This window comes from uncultured Mailhella sp., from assembly GCF_947631555.1.
GTDB lineage: Bacteria > Desulfobacterota > Desulfovibrionia > Desulfovibrionales > Desulfovibrionaceae > Mailhella.
Window position 1 is genome coordinate 1 of record NZ_CANRLT010000056.1, and the last position, 16,188, is coordinate 16,188.

Consider the following 16,188-nt stretch of genomic DNA (forward strand, 5'->3'; position numbering starts at 1 on the left):
CGGGGGCCGTGTTCCCGCCGGGGCCTGCGGCAGGCATGAGGTCAGGCTCGTTCATGGCCGTGAAGAAGTCCGCACCGTCCACCTGCGCGCCGCCCACGTCGAAGCTGGGCATATTCTCACTGGAATAGGTCTTGTAGAAGTCCGTCAGGGACAGCGTGGCGCCGTCCTCAAAGGTCATGACCAGATCGTCGCCGCTGCGGGACAAGGTGGCGGCGTCCGTGGGAAATTCGAAGATAAAGTTGGCTTCCGGTTCGCAGGTTACAGACTGATTGGTTCCAGCTGCGGGACGGAGAAGGCGGATGTCGGACATGGTGTACTCCAAGGAAAAGAGTGGAAAGAGCGATGTGGGATAAATGCCGGATTAAAACGCGAAAGGCCCCGTTCGGTCACATACCGAGACGGGGTTTATACGGACACGCGCTCAAACGCGCAGGGAAGTAACTCAGAGATGGGAGAACTGCCGGGGAGGCAACAACTGCGGATACCATAAAAAAGTCCTGCCACGTCAAGAGGTTAACACACATACGGGCAAAGAATTTGCCGATGCGAGAATCCTCATGACTTGGCAGGATCTCTGAGGGACGATACCTGTCCATCCCTTTGCTTCGTTTTATATCTGACTTCTGGCGAAAACGTCAAGCCCCTTATACGCGTTGAAACCAAGAATACGCACCGAAAAATTCACGCCTGCGGCGCGATGTTTCCGAGGCGGGGCGGGCACGATTCGCCCCCCTTGAGTTAACCAAAAAAAGCGGCCTCCGGCATGGAGAGACCGCCCGAATACGCGCTTTCCGTGAGAAGTTCAGAGCCAGCTTGCCTTGCTTGCGGAGACAACACCGTCGTTCATGGTGAAGCCTTCGAGACTTCCCTGCTTGGTCTGGACGCAGATGAAGCGGATGGGGCTGTCTGCGGCCGCAGTGATGCAGCGTTCGCCCCTGGGGTCGATGCGGAAGCAGTCACCCGCCTTCAAGGGCAGTTCTTCGCCGTCAATATAGAGTGTGCCCTTGCCTTCCAGCACAATGTAGACTTCTTCATTCTGCTTGTGCGCATGGACAAAGGGCACGGAAACGCCCGCAGGCATGAGGTTGATGGAGATTTCCGCGCCGCTGAGATTGAGTGCGTCGTGCAGCTCGGTGCGGCCGCTGGTGAAATCGACAGAAGTGAGTTTGTACTGGGGCATGGGAATACTCCTTTGCGGTTGAGGTTGCCTGTCTTCAAACAGTCCAAAACATGCTGCGCTGGGGCAAGCCGCCGGGCTGCCGTAAAATGGGGTTCAGTCCTGGACGCATCTGGCCAGAAGCTCTTCCAGGCGTTCTGCCTCGTCTTCGGAGAGCCTTGACGTGATAAGCTCCTGAAGCCCTGCGGAGATGGCCTGGAAGGCCGGTTCGAGCGCCCGCCCCTTGTCCGTGAGGCGCACCCGGACGCCGCGGGAATCCCTGGGATCCGGGATGCGCTCCACATAGCCGCCGCGCTCCAGTTTGGTCACAAGGGCCGTCACCGTCGATTTTGTGCGGCGGGTGCGCAGGGCAAGTTCGCTCATGTTGAGTTCGGTCCCGGCAAGCAGATGATGCAGAATGTCCCCGTGGCTGGGAGCAAAGTCCCGAAGACCGGCCTTTGCCAGTTCCGCGAGCAGGAAGGCGTTGCCCGCCTCGCGCAGGCGGCTTGCGTAACTGAAAATTCTCGTGTTGTTCATAGAAAGACATTTAGTTCGATATCGAAATAATGTCAAGAGCAAAAATTAAGAAAAAATGGATGATTTTTGCTGAAAACTGAAAAAACTTCATATTGAGATTATGTGTTGGCAGGCCACTTAAAGACGGCCTGCATCAGATGACAGCCATCTCTAGAGTATTAAAATGCTATAAGACCATGGAAAGCTGTTGTATATCCGCCTTTTACTCTTAAGATTTCAAAATTAATATTTTGAATAATTTTTATTCAATTCAACTTAAATAACCAATTATTTTTGACTTTATATAATATAAAAATTTATAAATAATATATCTATCTTTAGCAATTATATATATACATATTTGAATAAATCCAAAATACCACAACACATAATTCATATGCGTGTGTACATATGAGTGAGCTTTTGCAATTACAAACCAGGAAATTGATGACATAAAAAAGAATAAATACATAACTATATCAAAAAATATGCCTTCTTTATGCTTAACTTTATATATAAAAATAGCGATAGGCAAAGATATTAATATAAAAAATGTACTTCTTGATAATCCAAAAAGAACACTTGTAGAAAATTTAAAATATCGAGTGAGAACTGTTCCAACGCTTGCTGATAAAGATTGCGCGAGCGAAGGAAAATTCAAAGGGTCACCAGATAAACGTCTCAAAGCATCTTGTTTATAAATGTTACCAAGTCCAACCATAATATTTCCATCACCTCGCAAATAGGCATGAATACATATTGCAACAATAAAACCTGCAAGACAAGCAATTGAAACGCATGAGAGTAGTTTTATATTTCTAATTAGTCCGGATTTATCCTTTTTGACCATGGCACTACATAAATCAAAAAACAAAAAAGAAACAGTAGTCATCATAATGGTTGAAATATACTCATATCCACAAAGACACTTTATAAAAATAAATAAAAATATAGAAAAAATACATAGAATATTAGCAGTTTTAGTTTTATATATTGAGCACATTAGCCCAAGTAAAACAGGCATAAACCATGTAAACTCGACCCAATATGCGTTTCTCGCAAATGCCACTATCCATGGAGATAGTAAAAATACGCTATAAAAAGAGGCACTCATGAGAAAATTATATTTTTTATAAATAAAAATTGAAATTAATAACAGTACTAATGAAGTAAAAAATGAACATACCACATGCATTATTTGAATAGCTTCTTTTTCAGAAATGTTTTTTAAAATTGATGAAAACAAAAATCCCTGAAGTCCAAACTGTGAAAGATATGGTGCTACACTATAAAAAGGCAGAAGATTACCATGAGAATCATAAACTTTTATCTTTGACACAGGAGAATGCTTTTCTACAGAAAGTTTTTTTTCATTATCCAAAACAATCTCTATAAAATGATCTTTGTATGTATTAACTTTTATAATATTGAACAAGTCTCCATTCATAAACCCAACAACATTGTTTTCTTTATATATATTTTCTGTATAGTTGTTCTTTGAAACGATGAACATATTTTTATGTCTATTTATATTTTTATAATATTCACTATTAGTTAATAGTGTTTTATATGTATAATTATTATAATCACTTGTATAAAAATGACATAACCCATATTTACTTTTTATATTGTTTTTCTCTCTAAGTATTGAACTGAGTACAAGTCTTTCGCTATCAATTTGAAAACTTTTGAAATGACCTCGACTATCTACAAAAATTCCATAATTGTAATTTACAAAAAGAAGCGCAAAAAGAATAAACATAAGGAATACTTTTGATTTAAATACTTTCATGATAAGACTCCGTATCGTTGCTATTCGATGTTTATGGTTATCATCAAGACACCAAGAATAATAAAAATGATGCCAAAAAATGTCATCCCATAGAATTTTTCATGAAAGAAAAAGAATGATACCAGCGCAACGGCAGCTATAGCCCCTGCCGTAAGTATGGGATGCGCCACATGCAGAGGCAGACGGGCCAGCGCTGCGGCATAGAGCAGAAAGGCTGCCCCATAAAGCCCCAGCCCCAGCCAGAGCGGCCAGTTCTGCCATATCTCCAGAGGATGCAGCAAAGACGGGAAACGACGGGGCGGCGTCATGGCGACTTTAATAAGAACACTTGCCGAAGCATTGGCGGCGATCCCCGCAAACAATATTATCCACTTGAGCATGACGCCTACCTAGACTTTTGGATTATAGACACCGAGAACAGCCTTGACGAGTATGGTCAGGACTTCAAGATTTCCCCTAACTGAGCTTATTTTTGTGGGAACGGTTCCTTTGGGATAGGTACGCGTTGAAGGAACTTCCCTGCAGAGATAGCCCAGCCGGGGAAGTCTGTACGACAGGTAGGCCAAGAGTTCGTAACTGTTGAATACGTTGCGGAAGATGCTGACACGCGGATCGACAAGCGCACGTCTCGAATAGGCGCGAAATCCCTGCGTTGTGTCAGTCCACGGAAAACCTGAAGCCACGCGCAGGATGGGTGCGTGGATATAGCGTATAGCAAAATCACGCAGTGCCGGCGTATTAACGGCTTTGCCTCCCGCGATGTACCGGGAAGCCTGGACAAAATCCACGCCGCTATCAAGTTCCTTCAGCATAAGCGGGATGGCCGCCGGGTCGTCCTTATCGTTGCCGTCAATGGTCAATATCCCTTCATAGCCTGCTCTAAGTGCGTAGTCATAGGCGCAGCGCAGCTGTGCGCTCAGCCGTCCCGGGCCGGTTTTGAGGAGCAATGCAGAGACGCCGAATGTTTGCATAGCTGTCTGCTCCAGAGAACCATCCGTTGAGCCTCCGTCTACGATAAGAATATCAAGTTTTGCCTTTTCCGTATTCTTTTGGATTTTGCCGAGCAGGGAGATCAGCCTTGAACCTTCGTTGATGACAGGGATCACCAGACAGTTTTTTGTGGTCCTCGCATGAGAAAACAGCACGTCATACGAAGGTACTCCTGGATGAACAGCAGAATACTCTGCCATATTATCCTCCGTAGATGTCCTGAGCGAACAGTATGGATTTGGAAAGAGTTTCAAGCAGTTGCAGCGGAGGACGGACAAACATTTCCAGCGTAACCGGCGCAGTATAGCCTATCTCTTTAATGGCGGAGCAAAATTCGGCGTGTCGTTCCCGATGACCTCCCACAGGGGACAGATGCGGCTCGCTGATGTGGATATGGCCAATCTGTGACGCTGCCTTCGTAATCACACAGGCAGATTCCCCGTTCTCAAGCATGGTTCCGGTGTCGAGCTGGATTTTGACTGCGGGATGATTCAGAGAGGAAACAAAATTAAATGCCTCCTGCGTTGTCGTCAGAAAGTTGGCTCCGTAAATGATGGGGTTGGGTTCCACGCAGATCGTCACGCCCTCCCCTGCGGCAATATCGCCAAGCTGCAAAAAGAAGTCCTGTGCCAGCGCTTCGGCCTCGGCATCTGAAAGTCCAGTTCTATCCCGATTCCTGGGAGAGCCAAACACCAGCTTACGGGCATCGAGTATTGCGCCGATATGGCAGATGGCCTTGAGATGCTCCAGCATTTTTCCCCTCTGCTCCTTCGTCCCGAAAACATTAAGTCCCCGCGTACCAAACAGCAGAGATTGCATACCAGCAAAGGCGAATCCCCGAGTTTTCCACCAAAAGGCCACATGGCCTATTTCGGCATCCGTAGCTTTTGTGGGTTCGGCAAAGTACCGTCCGGGGGCGATGTCGATGAAACGGACTCCACGTTCATGAAGAAGCGAGGCCGCAGAGGTGTCTAAATCGCTGCTCCAGGCAATATTAGAGATAGAGAGCTTCATGAACACAGACTCCGTGGTTCTGTCGCCGCGTAATCCAAGATGGCCCGCAGCGATTCTTCCCTGGAATATTGATACTCCGTTCTGCCCCAGAGAGAGGCGTAGACGGTCTTCATGTCGTACTTGACGAGCGGACGATCCAGCTCGTTGGCGAAATCCCGCCTGAAGCATTCCTGCGCCACGGTTCTGACGTCCACCGGTGCGGCAGTAAGGTGGATAAGACGAAGCTCGTTGTCCAGAGCAACATGGATGTCTTTCCAAAGCTGACGCATGGGGTAAAATTGGAAGACGTTCCGTGATTCAATCAGATGGACGTTGTTGTCATTGAGAAAGTCGAAGAGGATATTTTTTTTCAGTCCGGCTCCTACAAGACCTGGCAGACGAACGATCAGACTTTTTGGAAATTTCTTCGCGACAAATTGTTCCAAAAGCAGTCGATGGTATCCGTAAGGATGAAGGCCCGTCTTGGTAATGGGAGAGCGTTCATCCACACCCACCGGGGATTTGAACACATCCACAGTGCTGATAAGGACGAATGTCCTAGCGGTCATTGTGTCCAGATACCCGATGAGCCGTTTTATGGCATCGAGATCTTCCTCTGGATGAGCGTTTGCATACCACTTTCTGGCCGGAGCACCCGCGCTGATGACAAAATCGTACTCTCTGCCCTGAATATTCTGGATATCCGTGGAACGGAACATTTCCGTGAAATCAGTTTGAGAACGCAAAGTGGTTCCGACAAAGCCCGTATAGCCAATCAAAGCACTGCGCATGGAAGCCTCACTTGTTTCGGCCGGTCTGAACAAGGTTGGCGTCGTCAGAGGTACTTTCCTCATAGACGTTGATTCTGTCCTGGTTGATCATAATGAGACTGTTTTTTTCAAACACTATCGAATAGCTTGCCTTACCGTCCTGTTCTTCCAGAAGCCGCACCAGATATTCGCTGATGAACGCAAGAATGACAAACTGGATCATAAACAGCAGAGAAATAAGCAAGGTTGTGGATGTCCAGCCTTCAACAACGTCATGTTTAAACAGCTTGATTCCCAAGGAATAAAGAGCAAAAAGAAAGGCTAGAAGTGAGCCGGCAACGCTTGCGCCTGTCATCAAACGCAATGGGACGAGTGAATTGAATACCAAGAGATTTATCAGTGAACTGCTTCCGTCTCTGAACGTCTTCATACGTTCCACCGCAGGCTTGTAAGCAAGCACTTTAAAGGCATACCCGGTCTTCTGGATACGCATAAAGAACTGTTGATGAAAATGCCCTGTCGCCATAACCGCATTGGCCGCTCTTCTGCTTAGACATCGAAAGGTCGTTGCATGTTTGGGAAGGTGATAGTCCGCCAATTTCAAAAACAGGCTGGCCATACCTCTGAAGAGGGCATAGAAAGGGGACAACTTTTGGCAGCAGGTACCAATAACGACGTCATGTCCTGATTTGCAAAGTTCCACAGCTTCCGAGATGAGCGGAACAGGATCCATATCCAGATCATAAAGGACAAGGAAATCCCCAATAGCGTTCTCAAGCCCCGCAGACCACAGAACATCCTGCGTGACATTGCCTGCAAGCTGAATATAGCGGATGCAGGGAGTTTGTCTGAGCAAGGCGGCAAGAGCTTCTGCCGCGGTCTGAACTCTATTTTGTACGACCACAACTATTTCATAGTCTGAATAGCGTTCATGCAGAAAAGCTTCTATTTCAACAATGGTATGCAGTCGTTTTTTCAGATTTGAAGCGTCATTCAGGGCTGTTACAACAGAAACAAACGTCTGACTTATGTCAAGATTTGACATGCTATATCCCCAGTTCATTGTTAATTGCGGAAACAGCGTCATAGACATTATCTATTTTACCGCCCATGATACAATGAAATCCCTTCAGACCATAATGAAAACGACAGAGAATAGGACGAGAGTCGTCAGTTTCACTTCGAGGAAGTACCGTCTTCACTTCCCACAATGACTTGAGGTATCTGCATTCCGAAAGACAGGGAATGTAACGGGAAGCATCTTTTCTCATTGCCTCCCAAGCACTATGTCTTTTATCATGGTCATAGCGGGCATAAGCATCCTGATAGCTGCTTTTGTCCGTATCATACCATTCATAGTGCGGCGTATAACGAACATGACTGAACGAGTGAACATAATGTCCAATGTGTTCCACAGACGGAAACGGCATGACCGAGAAAAAAGGGCCACACATGACGGTAAGACCGAGCGGCCGAATGATGTCTGGAACATCGACCAGACACATTTCCGTCATTTCATGTTTCAGAGGGATAATCTTTAAAGAAGAATGGAATGGTAAATAATTGAGCCTGGAATAGGTACAATTGAAAACATGATCTACTTCAAAGTACTCGACATTATTTTTCTTTTCTGAGAGAGAGAGAGAGAGAGAGAGAGAGAGAATCCTGAACAGTAACACAGAGTCCTGAACAGTATTTTTTAGATGGCTCTACATTTACAACAGTAGAATTTAAAAATATTTTAACAGAAGAATGTTCCAATCTCTCACAGATTTTATTTTTCAGCTTCAGCGCGTCAAAAGCGAATTCTTTCGTAGAAAAGCATGCCTCTATATAATTTCGATTTACAAGTTTGTATATATTTGAAGAGGCATCTTCAATATATGCACCTATTCTTTTACAAAAAGTATAAAATTGACCAGCTGTTACTTTTCCAAGATGTTTCCCTATGAGGTAATATTTTGAAAAATCATCACAGATACAGTCAGGAAATTCCTCGACAAAACGAGGAAAGGAGACACGGGAGCGTAAAGCCGTGAGTACGCTTCTTGGATAGTGGTATCCGTTATGCACTCTTGCCTGATTATGGTATGAAGCACGGGACATAAGCGCATCGGAACTTTCAAAAAGGAATACCTCACAGCCTTTTCGCGAAAGGTAATCACTCAGGTACAATCCGAACCAACCGCCGCCGACCATGGCTATTTTCATTAAGAGATGTCCTTTGGGGAGAACGTATTTGTGTATACCTCAATTTCAGGCATCTATGGTCATTATCATATTTAAAACGAAAGCTCAACCCTTGGACGAGGGTTTGCCTCAGAAGTGAAACGGTCTATACTGGTTGAAATTAATCATGATCTCATTTTTCTTCTTTTTACGCTATGCTCTTTTTCAGATGCGGAACGCCGCAAGGGAGGAGCTGTGCTTGATTACGAAAGGATGCTGAACAGGCTCAAGACGTCGAAATTCCGTTCCCGCTTCCATCTGACGGAAAAAGACCGCGCCTATGTCAGGGAAAAAGGACTGGAAACCCTTGCCGAACATGCCCTTGCCTTTGTCCGGCAGCGGCTCGCTCCGGCGGAGATTCCCAACGACGGCAGGCAGACGCCCATGCGCGGCCATCCGGTCTTTCTGGCCCAGCACGCCTGCGCCTGCTGCTGCCGGGACTGCCTGCGCAAGTGGTATCGCGTGCCCAAGGGGGTGGCGCTCACGGAATTTCAGCAGCGCTGCATTGTGGAGCTGCTCATGCGCTGGATCAGCCATGAAATGGAGAAGGACTCCCCGCCCCAGGCCACAGAAGAGGCCGGGCAAACGCGGGACAAAGAACCGAAGCCCTGACACGGTTTATCCGCCGATGGCGGACATGGGCTTTTGTGCCACGGGACCGTGACGCCTGGCCAGCAGCTCCGCGCCCACGGGTTTGCGCTTTACGGCGGCGGCCATGATGCGGGCGGCGGCTTCCGGCCCAAGACGGCGGAGGGCTTCGCGGAGGGCGTATTCCCTGTCGTCAAAAAGGCAGGTGCGCAGATGGCCGCAGGCGGTGAGGCGCAGGCGGTTGCAGGACCGGCAGAAGCTCCGCGTCACGGATGTGACCAGTCCGAAGCTCCCGGCCGAAAGGCGGCCTGAGCGCTCTTTCAGCTTCCAGAGCCGGGCAGGGCCGAGTTCTTCGGCGCACACGCCCGGGACTGTTCCCTGCCGCAGGCCGCACGGCTCCAGTTCCCAGCGGCTGCGCACGGCGGCGAGGATGTCCGCAGCGGGCCAGAAAAGGCTGTTTGACCAGACGCTGCCCGCACCCATGGGCATGAATTCGATGAAGCGCACGTCCACGGGCCAGTCCAGGGCAAGGCTCGCAAGGTCGAAGACTTCGCCGTCGTTGACGCCCTTCATGGCCACGGCGTTGATTTTCAGGGGAATGCCCAAGTCCAGCATACGGCGCATATTGCCGAGGACGGCGGGCAGGAGGTCGCGGCCGGTGATGGCGGCAAAGCGCCGGCGGTTCAGGCTGTCCAGCGAAAGGTTGACCGCCGCGCCCAGGGATTTGAGTTCCTCCAGCGCGTCTCCCATGAGTGTGCCGTTGGTGGTGAGCTTCAGCCCCAGTTCCGGGAAGCGCCTGTGCACACGTCCGAGGAAGTCCAGAAAGCCCTTGCGGGCGAACGGCTCGCCGCCGGTGAAACGCACCTTGTGAACGCCGAAGCCCACCGCGACGGCGATGAGTTCTTCTATTTCCTCGAAGCGCAGAATGTTTTCATGCGGGATGAAGGGCGTCTTGCCGTCACGGCAGTAACGGCAGCGCAGATTGCAGCGATCCGTCACCGACACGCGCAGATAGCGGATTGTCCGCCCGTGGGCGTCTTCCAGAACCGCAGGCCTGGCGGCGCCGAAGGAACTCAATGCGGCCTGTTCCCTCATAGCCTCTCCCTTCAGCGGCCGCAGTCGCGCATGTCTCCCGCGAGTTTTTCCAGCGCGTGGGGCAGGACGGGCAGAAGCGCGGAAAGATTTTCCACCGCGCCGCGGCGGCTGCCCGGAAGCGCGATGACCAGCGCCTGCCCGACGGTTCCCGCCAGACAGCGCGAAAGGACGGCGTGCGGGGTATGGTTCAATCCTCCGGCAAACATGACCTGTTCAAAACCGGGCAGACGGCGCTCCAGCAGGGGGAGAAGCGCTTCCGGCGTGCGATCGCGCGGAGAAAGCCCCGTGCCGCCGGTGGTGAGGATGAGCCGCCAGCCGGACGCGGCCAGTTCTCTGACCAGCCGGGCAAGGGCACGGGGTTCGTCGGGCAGAAGAAAGCTCTGCGTCTTCGCCGGATGGAGCGCTTCGAGCAGGGCCAGCAGCGCCGGGCCGCTCTCGTCGCTGCGCTCTCCGGCATAGCCCTTGTCCGAAAGAGTGATGCAGGCCGCGGCCAGCCCTTCTCCCGTCCAGGCTTGCGGCTCGGGACGCGGGCAGGGCAAGGCGGCTTCCGGCATATCGAAAAGCAGCGGCGTGTCCGTCTGAAACAGCCCGCTCTTGCCGCCGGACTTCAGGATGAGGCGCACGTCGCGGATGACCACGTCCCGCTGTACGGCCTTGGTCATGTCGTAGATCACAGCCGCGGCCGTCTGTGCGGCAACGATGGACTCCATCTCCACGCCGGTGCGCCCGGTCGTCCGGGTCAGGGCTTCGACAACGATGCGGCAGCCCTCTGCCTTCAGGCGCACGTCCACATGGGTGAGCGCCAGAGGATGGCATAAGGGGATGAGCTCCCAGGTACGCTTGGCGGCCATGATGCCGGCGGCCTGGGCCACGGCAAAGACATCGCCCTTCGGCAGGGCGCGGGCTTTGAGCAGTGTCATGGTGCTTTCGCTGAGTTCAACGATGGCCCGGGCAATGGCCGTGCGCTGCGTTGCCGCCTTGCCGCCGACATCCACCATGCGGACGCCGCCTTCCTCATCGAGATGCGAAAAGTTCATGACTGTCCCTCCGTCTGAGAACTGGCGGCGAGGGGCGCCGGACGGGAAAGGATGCGGAAGCTGTCGCCCGGCCTGACCACGCCGCCCTTGAGGATACGGCAGAACACGCCGCGGCTGGGCATGATGCAGTCCCCCGTCTGCTGGCGGATGGCGCAGCCCGCATGACATTCCTTGCCAATCTGCGTGAGGACAAGTTCCACGCTCTCGCCCACGCCGAAGCGCGTTCCCACAGGGCAGGTGTGCAGCTCGACGCCCTCGGTGGTGAGATTTTCGGCGAAGTCTCCCGGGTGGACGTCCGCCCCGAGGCTGCGCATGTGTTCGATGTCTTCCAGAGCCAGCAGGCTGAGCTGACGGTGTGAGCCATCGGCGTGGGCGTCGCCCTCTGCACCGTGGTTTGCGATGAGCGTAATCTCAGGACGGTTGGTCTTCTTTTCTCCCTTGCGGGCGCTGGTGGAAACGGCAGCTATGCGCATACGTCCTCTCCTGTGCTGGTGTGCCTCTACCGTGAAGAGGAACAGAAAAAGACAAGCCTGTCCAGTTAATACTTGTGCGGGGGCGCGGACACGCCCCGCCGTTTTTTCTCAGGATTCGGCGCTTGCCCTGCGGGGTAATGCACGGTACACTGAAGAGGAGCATTTTTATCAAAAGTTCCCTTGAGGTTTGCCTCTCTCCCCTTCATGGGAAAAAGAGGAATTGACAAAACAGCGAAGCCGGTGAAATCCTTTTCCGTAAGCTCTCCTTTCAGGGAGGGACCTCCGCACGGCCCCGATCTGCTGGCTGCGGATTGAAACATGGAGAAATCGTCATGACTATTCAATGTCCGTCCTGCGGCTTCGAACGCGAAGTTTCCGAAGCGGCCATACGCCCAGGCAAAAAATACAAGGTGACCTGCCCCCGCTGCAGTGCCGTGTTCCATTTCGCCCTTCCCGAAGCCGAGACGCCGCTTCCCGGGACGCCGTCTCCCGCGAAGCCTTCCGAACAGCCCGCAACGCCTCAGCCGGCCGAAAAAAACGAAACGGCCGAACAGCCTGAAAAGAAGGTGTCTGCCGTTCCTCACCTGCCCACGGAACAGGCCGGAGACGATCCGCTCCCTCCCGGGGCCACCATTCCCATCTTCCCCACTGTGGATGAACCGCCCGCGGAAAAGCCGGAGGGCGGAGCCAGCGCGAAAAAAGAAGAGGAAAAGCCCCGTTCGCTCTGGGAGCGCTGGCAGCGTATGCGCGAGCATGTGCGCGAATACGATGCGCGCCAGGAGCAGGATAACGGGCAGCCGGGGAAGAGTTCCGCCGAAGGCCGCCCACAGGGTGCGCCGTGGGAAAGCCCGGAATATTACGGATTCTGGGGGAGCTTCTCCCGTACGCTCCTGGGGGTGCTCTTCCATGCTCCGGACTTTTTCCGCAACGTGCGCTGTGAGCTTTCGCCCATACGCCCCATCCTCTTCTATGTGTTCCTCAGCCTGTTCCAGATGCTGGCTTCCAGGCTCTGGTCGCTGAAAATGCTGAACGAACTCACCCGCACCACATCGGATCCGCAGACGCTGGCCATGGCCGAAAACCTCATGAAGAGCATGAACCTGCCGCTCATGCTGCTGGTCACGCCGTTCTTTTCCATCTTTCAGGCCGTGATTCTCGCCGGGCTTTATCACCTGATGATCCGCATGGTGCAGCCGGACAGGTCGGACTTTTCCACAACCCTGCGCGTGATCTGCTACAGTTCCGCCCCGCTGGTGCTGTGCATTGTGCCCATGTTCGGCAGCACCATCGCTGCCCTCTGGTTCGTGGCGGCTACCTTCATCGGCTGCAAGTTCGCCCTGCGGCTCTCGTGGGGGCGTACCCTGCTCGCGCTTCTGCCCCTGTACATTCTGATGCTGGCCTTCGTGTCCCAGATTCCGGCGCTCATGAACGCCGGGGCCTAAGTCCGGCGGCGGGCGTTCAGGACGGCGTCAGCCGTCCTTTTTTGTCTGCGGCGGGCGTTCATCCTTTTTCACATGATGACAAGCGGCGGGCGGGAGCGGCGGAGTTCAGCGCTCCCCGCGCGTCTGGCGTCTGGTCTCTCTCTGCGCGGCCCGGTACTGCTGCACGGCTTTGTTGTGTTCGCCAAGCGTCTTTGAAAAGGTATGGCGCTTGTCGCGTCCCGTGGCCACGAAGTAAAGGAAGTCGTGCTCTTCTGGGTGGACGGCGGCCTGAAGCGCGGTGATGCCGAAGGAGCAGATGGGACCGGGCGGAAGGCCGGTGTTCTGATAGGTGTTGTAGCGGTTGTTCGCGTCGTCGAGATGTTTGCGCAGGAGCGGCCCGGAAAAACTGCGGCCCAGTCCGTAGATCACCGTGGGGTCGGCCTGGAGCAGCATATCCCGGGCAAGGCGGTTCGCATAGACGCCGGCGACGCGCGGGCGTTCTTCCGGCACGGCGGTTTCCTTTTCCACGATGGAGGCCAGGATCACGGCTTTTTTCAGCTCTTCCGCCGCGGGGCGGCTGTCCGGCCAGACGCTTGCGGCCTGCTTCCAGAAGTTCTCCACCATGCGGTTTGCCGCGCTGCGTGCGGCTGCGCGGGTCTGCTCCTCCGGGGAGGGCATGAGGTAGGTATCCGGAAAGAGGAAACCTTCCGCCGAGGCAAAGGGTATGCCCCAGTGCCGCAGAAATTCCGGGTCGTGGATGACGGAGGTGAAGTCCGCGGCGCGGCACAGGCCCTGCGCTTCCAGCTCTTCCGCCACGCTCCACCACGGCAGCCCCTCGCGGATGGTCACTTTCAGAAGCATTCCCTGGCCGGAGACCAGCACGTCCAGAACCTTTTCCGGCAGCCAGCCCGTGTTGACCAGGAAGCGCCCGGCCTGAATGTGCCGCCCCTTCTCCTTCCAGCGCGCCAGAAGCTGGAAGCGCCGTGCGTCAACGACCACGCCCTTCTCTTCCAGCATGGCCGCAGTCTGAGCCAGTGTCATTCCGGGTTTGATGTCGATGATGACACTGCTGCCCGGGCTGGAAGGCGGCGTGTGCAGAAAGATGTCCGTCTCATGATACGCCCAAAGCCCGGACCCGAGCAGGCACAGGACCAGCACCGCCAGCAGGCACAGCACGGGGTGACGCCTGGGAAAGGCGGCTCTGGGGGAGGCTGCCTTTTCCGGCGCGGCACTCTGGGGCGCGGAAGGGTCGTCTTGCCGGCTCATGCGCGCTGCCTCCTGTCTTCGGGCAGGCCGAGAAAACTTTCAAGAATAAGGACGGCGGCCTGCTGATCCAGCACCTTATGCACCTTGCCGTAGTTCAGGCCGAAGCCGAAAAGCTCCTCTTCGGCCACGGCGCTGCTGAAGACCTCGTCCACCCAGTAAAGGGGGAGATCCGTGCGGCGCTTCAGGGATTCGATGAAATGGCGGACCTGCTTCGTGGTGAGGCACTCCTTGCCGTCCGGGAGCAGGGGCAGCCCCACGACAATGGCTTCGGCGCGCTCCTCTTCCAGCAGTGCCAGAAGTTCGGCGAAAAAGGCCGCCTTGGTCTCGCGCCTGAGTGTGCGGCGGGGAAAGGCGAACTGGCCGCCGTCGTCGGACACGGCGATGCCCACGCGCTTCAGTCCGTAGTCGATGGCAAGATATTTCACCAAACGTCCTTTTAAGGTTTGCCCCCCTTTCAGGGGAAAAGAATGATTGCCAAAACGGCGAAGCCGATGAAATCCTTTTTCGTAAACTCTCCCTTCTTTTTTGAGGGGGGGGAGGGGTACTCCGCACGCCCCCAAGCTGCCGGCTGCGGATTGAAACATGGTGCTAAAGCGTGATGGCCCCGGGCCAGATCCACAGGAGCAGCCCGCGGAGAATCCAGACGCAGAGCAACGCCCACAGCCCGGCGAAAACGTCGTCGATCATGATGCCCCAGCCGCCGGGGAGCCAGTGTTCGGACGCATGGACGGGCCAGGGCTTCCAGATGTCGAAGAGGCGGAAGAGCAGGAAGGGAAGCAGCAGGAACAGCGCATCGCGCCAGCCGGAAGCCGCGGAAAAACCGTGCAGGCAGAGCATGGCGATCCACTGTCCCACAAGCTCATCGATGATGACGCAGCCCGGATCTTCGCGGCCAAGCAGCACTTCCGCACGGCCCGCGGCAAGCCCGCCCGCAGCGAAGATCAGCGCCAGCAGCGCCAGCCGCCCGCCGAGGGAAAGCGGCAGGAAGAGGAACGGAGACGCGAGCATGGCGATGAACGAACCCGCCGTGCCCGGAGCCTTGGGCGCAAGCCCCACGGGGCCGAGACGGGCGATGTGCAGCGTCAGAGTATCCAAAAGCGCCATGCGGCCTCCCCTGTTGTTTCTCCCAGCATAGAGGCTACAGCCCGGCTTGGCAAGAGGCACGGCCTGCCGCGTCTTATGGGCGAACTGCCAGCAGAGAAGAAATCCGAAGCAGATGTTGAGCCGGCCGCCCTTCCCTCAAAAAACAACGGGGCATGGGCAAGACAGAATCAAGCAATGCCTGCACATGGGAAGCCGCACCGCCCATGTTCCCCCCTGTGCATCCCGTCTTTCAGAGCAGGAGGGGGCGGACGGAAGGACAAAGAGGCTCAAACCGGAAAGAAGGAAAAAATAACGAGAACCTCTGCCCGCAGCGGTGAAAACCGCGTTGCAAACGCCCGCGGAAACCGTTCCTGCATAGCGGCGGGAAACGCCTCCCGAACTCCGGGCTGACCTTGCCGAGGCGCATGTTTTTCTTGTCAATCGCCGCAGCTACTGATAAGGAAAAGGGACGTGCCCGGGTGGCGAAACTGGTAGACGCAAGGGACTTAAAATCCCTCGCCCGCGAGGGCTTGCGGGTTCGAGCCCCGCACCGGGTACCAAGGACGGAATTATTGACTGTTGGCAAACAAATAGGAATGTCAAAAGAACGTCTTCCAGCCTCCCCTGCGAAGAGAATGTTCACGGTGCGTTTGAAAAAAGTCCCGGCATTCCGGCGGGGGTCATAAGAAAGGTTTATCAAGTTTTTGCAGGGACGGCATGATTTCGGTCATGCCGTTTCCTGCTTTTCCTGTTCCATCAGCTTATCCAACGGGATATAT

The 16,188-nt window shown here is 53.7% G+C and carries 19 protein-coding genes and 1 tRNA gene; 3 read left to right on the forward strand and 17 right to left on the reverse strand.

The window, feature by feature from the left end; translation table 11 throughout:
- The 11 genes from Q0Z94_RS08250 to Q0Z94_RS08300 form a co-directional block, all read right to left on the reverse strand.
- The coding region (locus tag Q0Z94_RS08250) for a hypothetical protein (protein ID WP_298068635.1) at positions 1-310 on the reverse strand (310 nt) is incomplete at its 3' end.
- Between the two features lie 492 nt (positions 311-802).
- Complete coding sequence (locus Q0Z94_RS08255) at positions 803-1,180, reverse strand: cupin domain-containing protein (protein ID WP_298068637.1); 378 nt, start codon at positions 1,178-1,180, stop codon at positions 803-805.
- Between the two features lie 93 nt (positions 1,181-1,273).
- The gene (locus Q0Z94_RS08260) at positions 1,274-1,693 is read right to left on the reverse strand and encodes a MarR family transcriptional regulator (RefSeq protein ID WP_298068639.1); all 420 of its coding nucleotides are present in this window, start codon (positions 1,691-1,693) and stop codon (positions 1,274-1,276) included.
- Between the two features lie 250 nt (positions 1,694-1,943).
- On the reverse strand, positions 1,944-3,464 hold the full coding sequence (locus Q0Z94_RS08265; protein WP_298068641.1) for a hypothetical protein: 1,521 nt from the start codon (positions 3,462-3,464) through the stop codon (positions 1,944-1,946).
- Positions 3,465-3,484: 20 nt separating this feature from the next.
- The gene (locus Q0Z94_RS08270) at positions 3,485-3,844 is read right to left on the reverse strand and encodes a hypothetical protein (protein ID WP_298068643.1); all 360 of its coding nucleotides are present in this window, start codon (positions 3,842-3,844) and stop codon (positions 3,485-3,487) included.
- A gap of 9 nt (positions 3,845-3,853) precedes the next feature.
- The gene (locus Q0Z94_RS08275; RefSeq protein WP_298068645.1) at positions 3,854-4,654 is read right to left on the reverse strand and encodes a glycosyltransferase family 2 protein; all 801 of its coding nucleotides are present in this window, start codon (positions 4,652-4,654) and stop codon (positions 3,854-3,856) included.
- Between the two features lies 1 nt (position 4,655).
- A complete protein-coding gene (locus tag Q0Z94_RS08280; protein WP_298068647.1) occupies positions 4,656-5,468 on the reverse strand; it encodes a sugar phosphate isomerase/epimerase family protein in 813 nt (270 codons plus the stop codon).
- Positions 5,465-6,238, reverse strand: a complete 774-nt coding sequence (locus Q0Z94_RS08285; protein WP_298068649.1) for a hypothetical protein — start codon at positions 6,236-6,238, stop codon at positions 5,465-5,467. The genes Q0Z94_RS08280 and Q0Z94_RS08285 overlap by 4 nt, the downstream gene beginning before the upstream one ends.
- Before the next feature lie 7 nt (positions 6,239-6,245).
- Positions 6,246-7,262: a glycosyltransferase gene (locus Q0Z94_RS08290; RefSeq protein ID WP_298068651.1), complete on the reverse strand. Its 1,017-nt coding sequence runs from the start codon at positions 7,260-7,262 to the stop codon at positions 6,246-6,248.
- A 1-nt stretch (position 7,263) separates the two neighbouring features.
- A complete protein-coding gene (locus Q0Z94_RS08295; RefSeq protein ID WP_298068653.1) occupies positions 7,264-7,731 on the reverse strand; it encodes a hypothetical protein in 468 nt (155 codons plus the stop codon).
- Between the two features lie 103 nt (positions 7,732-7,834).
- Positions 7,835-8,428: an FAD-binding oxidoreductase gene (locus Q0Z94_RS08300; protein ID WP_298068654.1), complete on the reverse strand. Its 594-nt coding sequence runs from the start codon at positions 8,426-8,428 to the stop codon at positions 7,835-7,837.
- A 213-nt stretch (positions 8,429-8,641) separates the two neighbouring features.
- Here Q0Z94_RS08300 and Q0Z94_RS08305 point away from each other — a divergent pair, with 213 nt between their 5' ends.
- Positions 8,642-9,058: a DUF4186 domain-containing protein gene (locus tag Q0Z94_RS08305; protein ID WP_298068656.1), complete on the forward strand. Its 417-nt coding sequence runs from the start codon at positions 8,642-8,644 to the stop codon at positions 9,056-9,058.
- 6 nt (positions 9,059-9,064) lie between these two features.
- Here the strand turns inward: Q0Z94_RS08305 and moaA are convergent, their stop codons facing one another.
- Genes moaA through Q0Z94_RS08320 form a run of 3 tightly spaced genes read right to left on the reverse strand, consistent with a single transcriptional unit; the run spans position 9,065 to position 11,639 of the window.
- Positions 9,065-10,129: a GTP 3',8-cyclase MoaA gene (moaA, locus tag Q0Z94_RS08310; protein ID WP_298068658.1), complete on the reverse strand. Its 1,065-nt coding sequence runs from the start codon at positions 10,127-10,129 to the stop codon at positions 9,065-9,067.
- Between the two features lie 11 nt (positions 10,130-10,140).
- Positions 10,141-11,166 carry a bifunctional molybdenum cofactor biosynthesis protein MoaC/MoaB gene (gene moaCB / locus Q0Z94_RS08315; protein ID WP_298068661.1) on the reverse strand — a complete coding sequence of 342 codons (1,026 nt, stop codon included), beginning with the start codon at positions 11,164-11,166 and terminating at the stop codon, positions 10,141-10,143.
- Positions 11,163-11,639 carry an MOSC domain-containing protein gene (locus Q0Z94_RS08320; RefSeq protein ID WP_298068662.1) on the reverse strand — a complete coding sequence of 159 codons (477 nt, stop codon included), beginning with the start codon at positions 11,637-11,639 and terminating at the stop codon, positions 11,163-11,165. Before Q0Z94_RS08320 ends, moaCB begins: the two co-directional genes overlap by 4 nt.
- 332 nt (positions 11,640-11,971) lie before the next feature.
- Between Q0Z94_RS08320 and Q0Z94_RS08325 the strand changes: the two genes are divergently transcribed.
- On the forward strand, positions 11,972-13,081 hold the full coding sequence (locus Q0Z94_RS08325) for a YIP1 family protein (RefSeq protein ID WP_298068664.1): 1,110 nt from the start codon (positions 11,972-11,974) through the stop codon (positions 13,079-13,081).
- Positions 13,082-13,186: 105 nt separating this feature from the next.
- On the opposite strand, the gene mltG is transcribed toward Q0Z94_RS08325, so the two are convergent.
- The 3 genes from mltG to Q0Z94_RS08340 form a co-directional block, all read right to left on the reverse strand.
- On the reverse strand, positions 13,187-14,326 hold the full coding sequence (gene mltG / locus Q0Z94_RS08330; protein WP_298068666.1) for an endolytic transglycosylase MltG: 1,140 nt from the start codon (positions 14,324-14,326) through the stop codon (positions 13,187-13,189).
- Entirely contained in the window at positions 14,323-14,751 is a 429-nt protein-coding gene (gene ruvX, locus Q0Z94_RS08335; protein ID WP_298068668.1) for a Holliday junction resolvase RuvX, read from the reverse strand. Before ruvX ends, mltG begins: the two co-directional genes overlap by 4 nt.
- Before the next feature lie 163 nt (positions 14,752-14,914).
- The gene (locus Q0Z94_RS08340) at positions 14,915-15,430 is read right to left on the reverse strand and encodes a phosphatidylglycerophosphatase A (protein WP_298068670.1); all 516 of its coding nucleotides are present in this window, start codon (positions 15,428-15,430) and stop codon (positions 14,915-14,917) included.
- Between the two features lie 452 nt (positions 15,431-15,882).
- Between Q0Z94_RS08340 and Q0Z94_RS08345 the strand changes: the two genes are divergently transcribed.
- A tRNA-Leu gene (locus tag Q0Z94_RS08345) sits at positions 15,883-15,969 on the forward strand.
- The last annotated feature ends 219 nt before the right edge of the window (positions 15,970-16,188 follow it).

What these genes read in the sequence shown, in the direction of transcription:
- Q0Z94_RS08270 (WP_298068643.1), bottom strand. Translation starts at nt 3,844, where the DNA reads ATGCTCAAGTGGATAATATTGTTTGCGGGGATCGCCGCCAATGCTTCG.
- Q0Z94_RS08260 (WP_298068639.1), bottom strand. Translation starts at nt 1,693, where the DNA reads ATGAACAACACGAGAATTTTCAGTTACGCAAGCCGCCTGCGCGAGGCG.
- moaCB (WP_298068661.1), bottom strand. Translation starts at nt 11,166, where the DNA reads ATGAACTTTTCGCATCTCGATGAGGAAGGCGGCGTCCGCATGGTGGAT.
- Q0Z94_RS08320 (WP_298068662.1), bottom strand. Translation starts at nt 11,639, where the DNA reads ATGCGCATAGCTGCCGTTTCCACCAGCGCCCGCAAGGGAGAAAAGAAG.
- Q0Z94_RS08290 (WP_298068651.1), bottom strand. Translation starts at nt 7,262, where the DNA reads ATGTCAAATCTTGACATAAGTCAGACGTTTGTTTCTGTTGTAACAGCC.
- Q0Z94_RS08295 (WP_298068653.1), bottom strand. Translation starts at nt 7,731, where the DNA reads ATGACGGAAATGTGTCTGGTCGATGTTCCAGACATCATTCGGCCGCTC.
- Q0Z94_RS08285 (WP_298068649.1), bottom strand. Translation starts at nt 6,238, where the DNA reads ATGCGCAGTGCTTTGATTGGCTATACGGGCTTTGTCGGAACCACTTTG.
- Q0Z94_RS08300 (WP_298068654.1), bottom strand. Translation starts at nt 8,428, where the DNA reads ATGAAAATAGCCATGGTCGGCGGCGGTTGGTTCGGATTGTACCTGAGT.
- Q0Z94_RS08265 (WP_298068641.1), bottom strand. Translation starts at nt 3,464, where the DNA reads ATGAAAGTATTTAAATCAAAAGTATTCCTTATGTTTATTCTTTTTGCG.
- Q0Z94_RS08340 (WP_298068670.1), bottom strand. Translation starts at nt 15,430, where the DNA reads ATGGCGCTTTTGGATACTCTGACGCTGCACATCGCCCGTCTCGGCCCC.
- mltG (WP_298068666.1), bottom strand. Translation starts at nt 14,326, where the DNA reads ATGAGCCGGCAAGACGACCCTTCCGCGCCCCAGAGTGCCGCGCCGGAA.
- Q0Z94_RS08255 (WP_298068637.1), bottom strand. Translation starts at nt 1,180, where the DNA reads ATGCCCCAGTACAAACTCACTTCTGTCGATTTCACCAGCGGCCGCACC.
- Q0Z94_RS08275 (WP_298068645.1), bottom strand. Translation starts at nt 4,654, where the DNA reads ATGGCAGAGTATTCTGCTGTTCATCCAGGAGTACCTTCGTATGACGTG.
- Q0Z94_RS08325 (WP_298068664.1), top strand. Translation starts at nt 11,972, where the DNA reads ATGACTATTCAATGTCCGTCCTGCGGCTTCGAACGCGAAGTTTCCGAA.
- moaA (WP_298068658.1), bottom strand. Translation starts at nt 10,129, where the DNA reads ATGAGGGAACAGGCCGCATTGAGTTCCTTCGGCGCCGCCAGGCCTGCG.
- Q0Z94_RS08280 (WP_298068647.1), bottom strand. Translation starts at nt 5,468, where the DNA reads ATGAAGCTCTCTATCTCTAATATTGCCTGGAGCAGCGATTTAGACACC.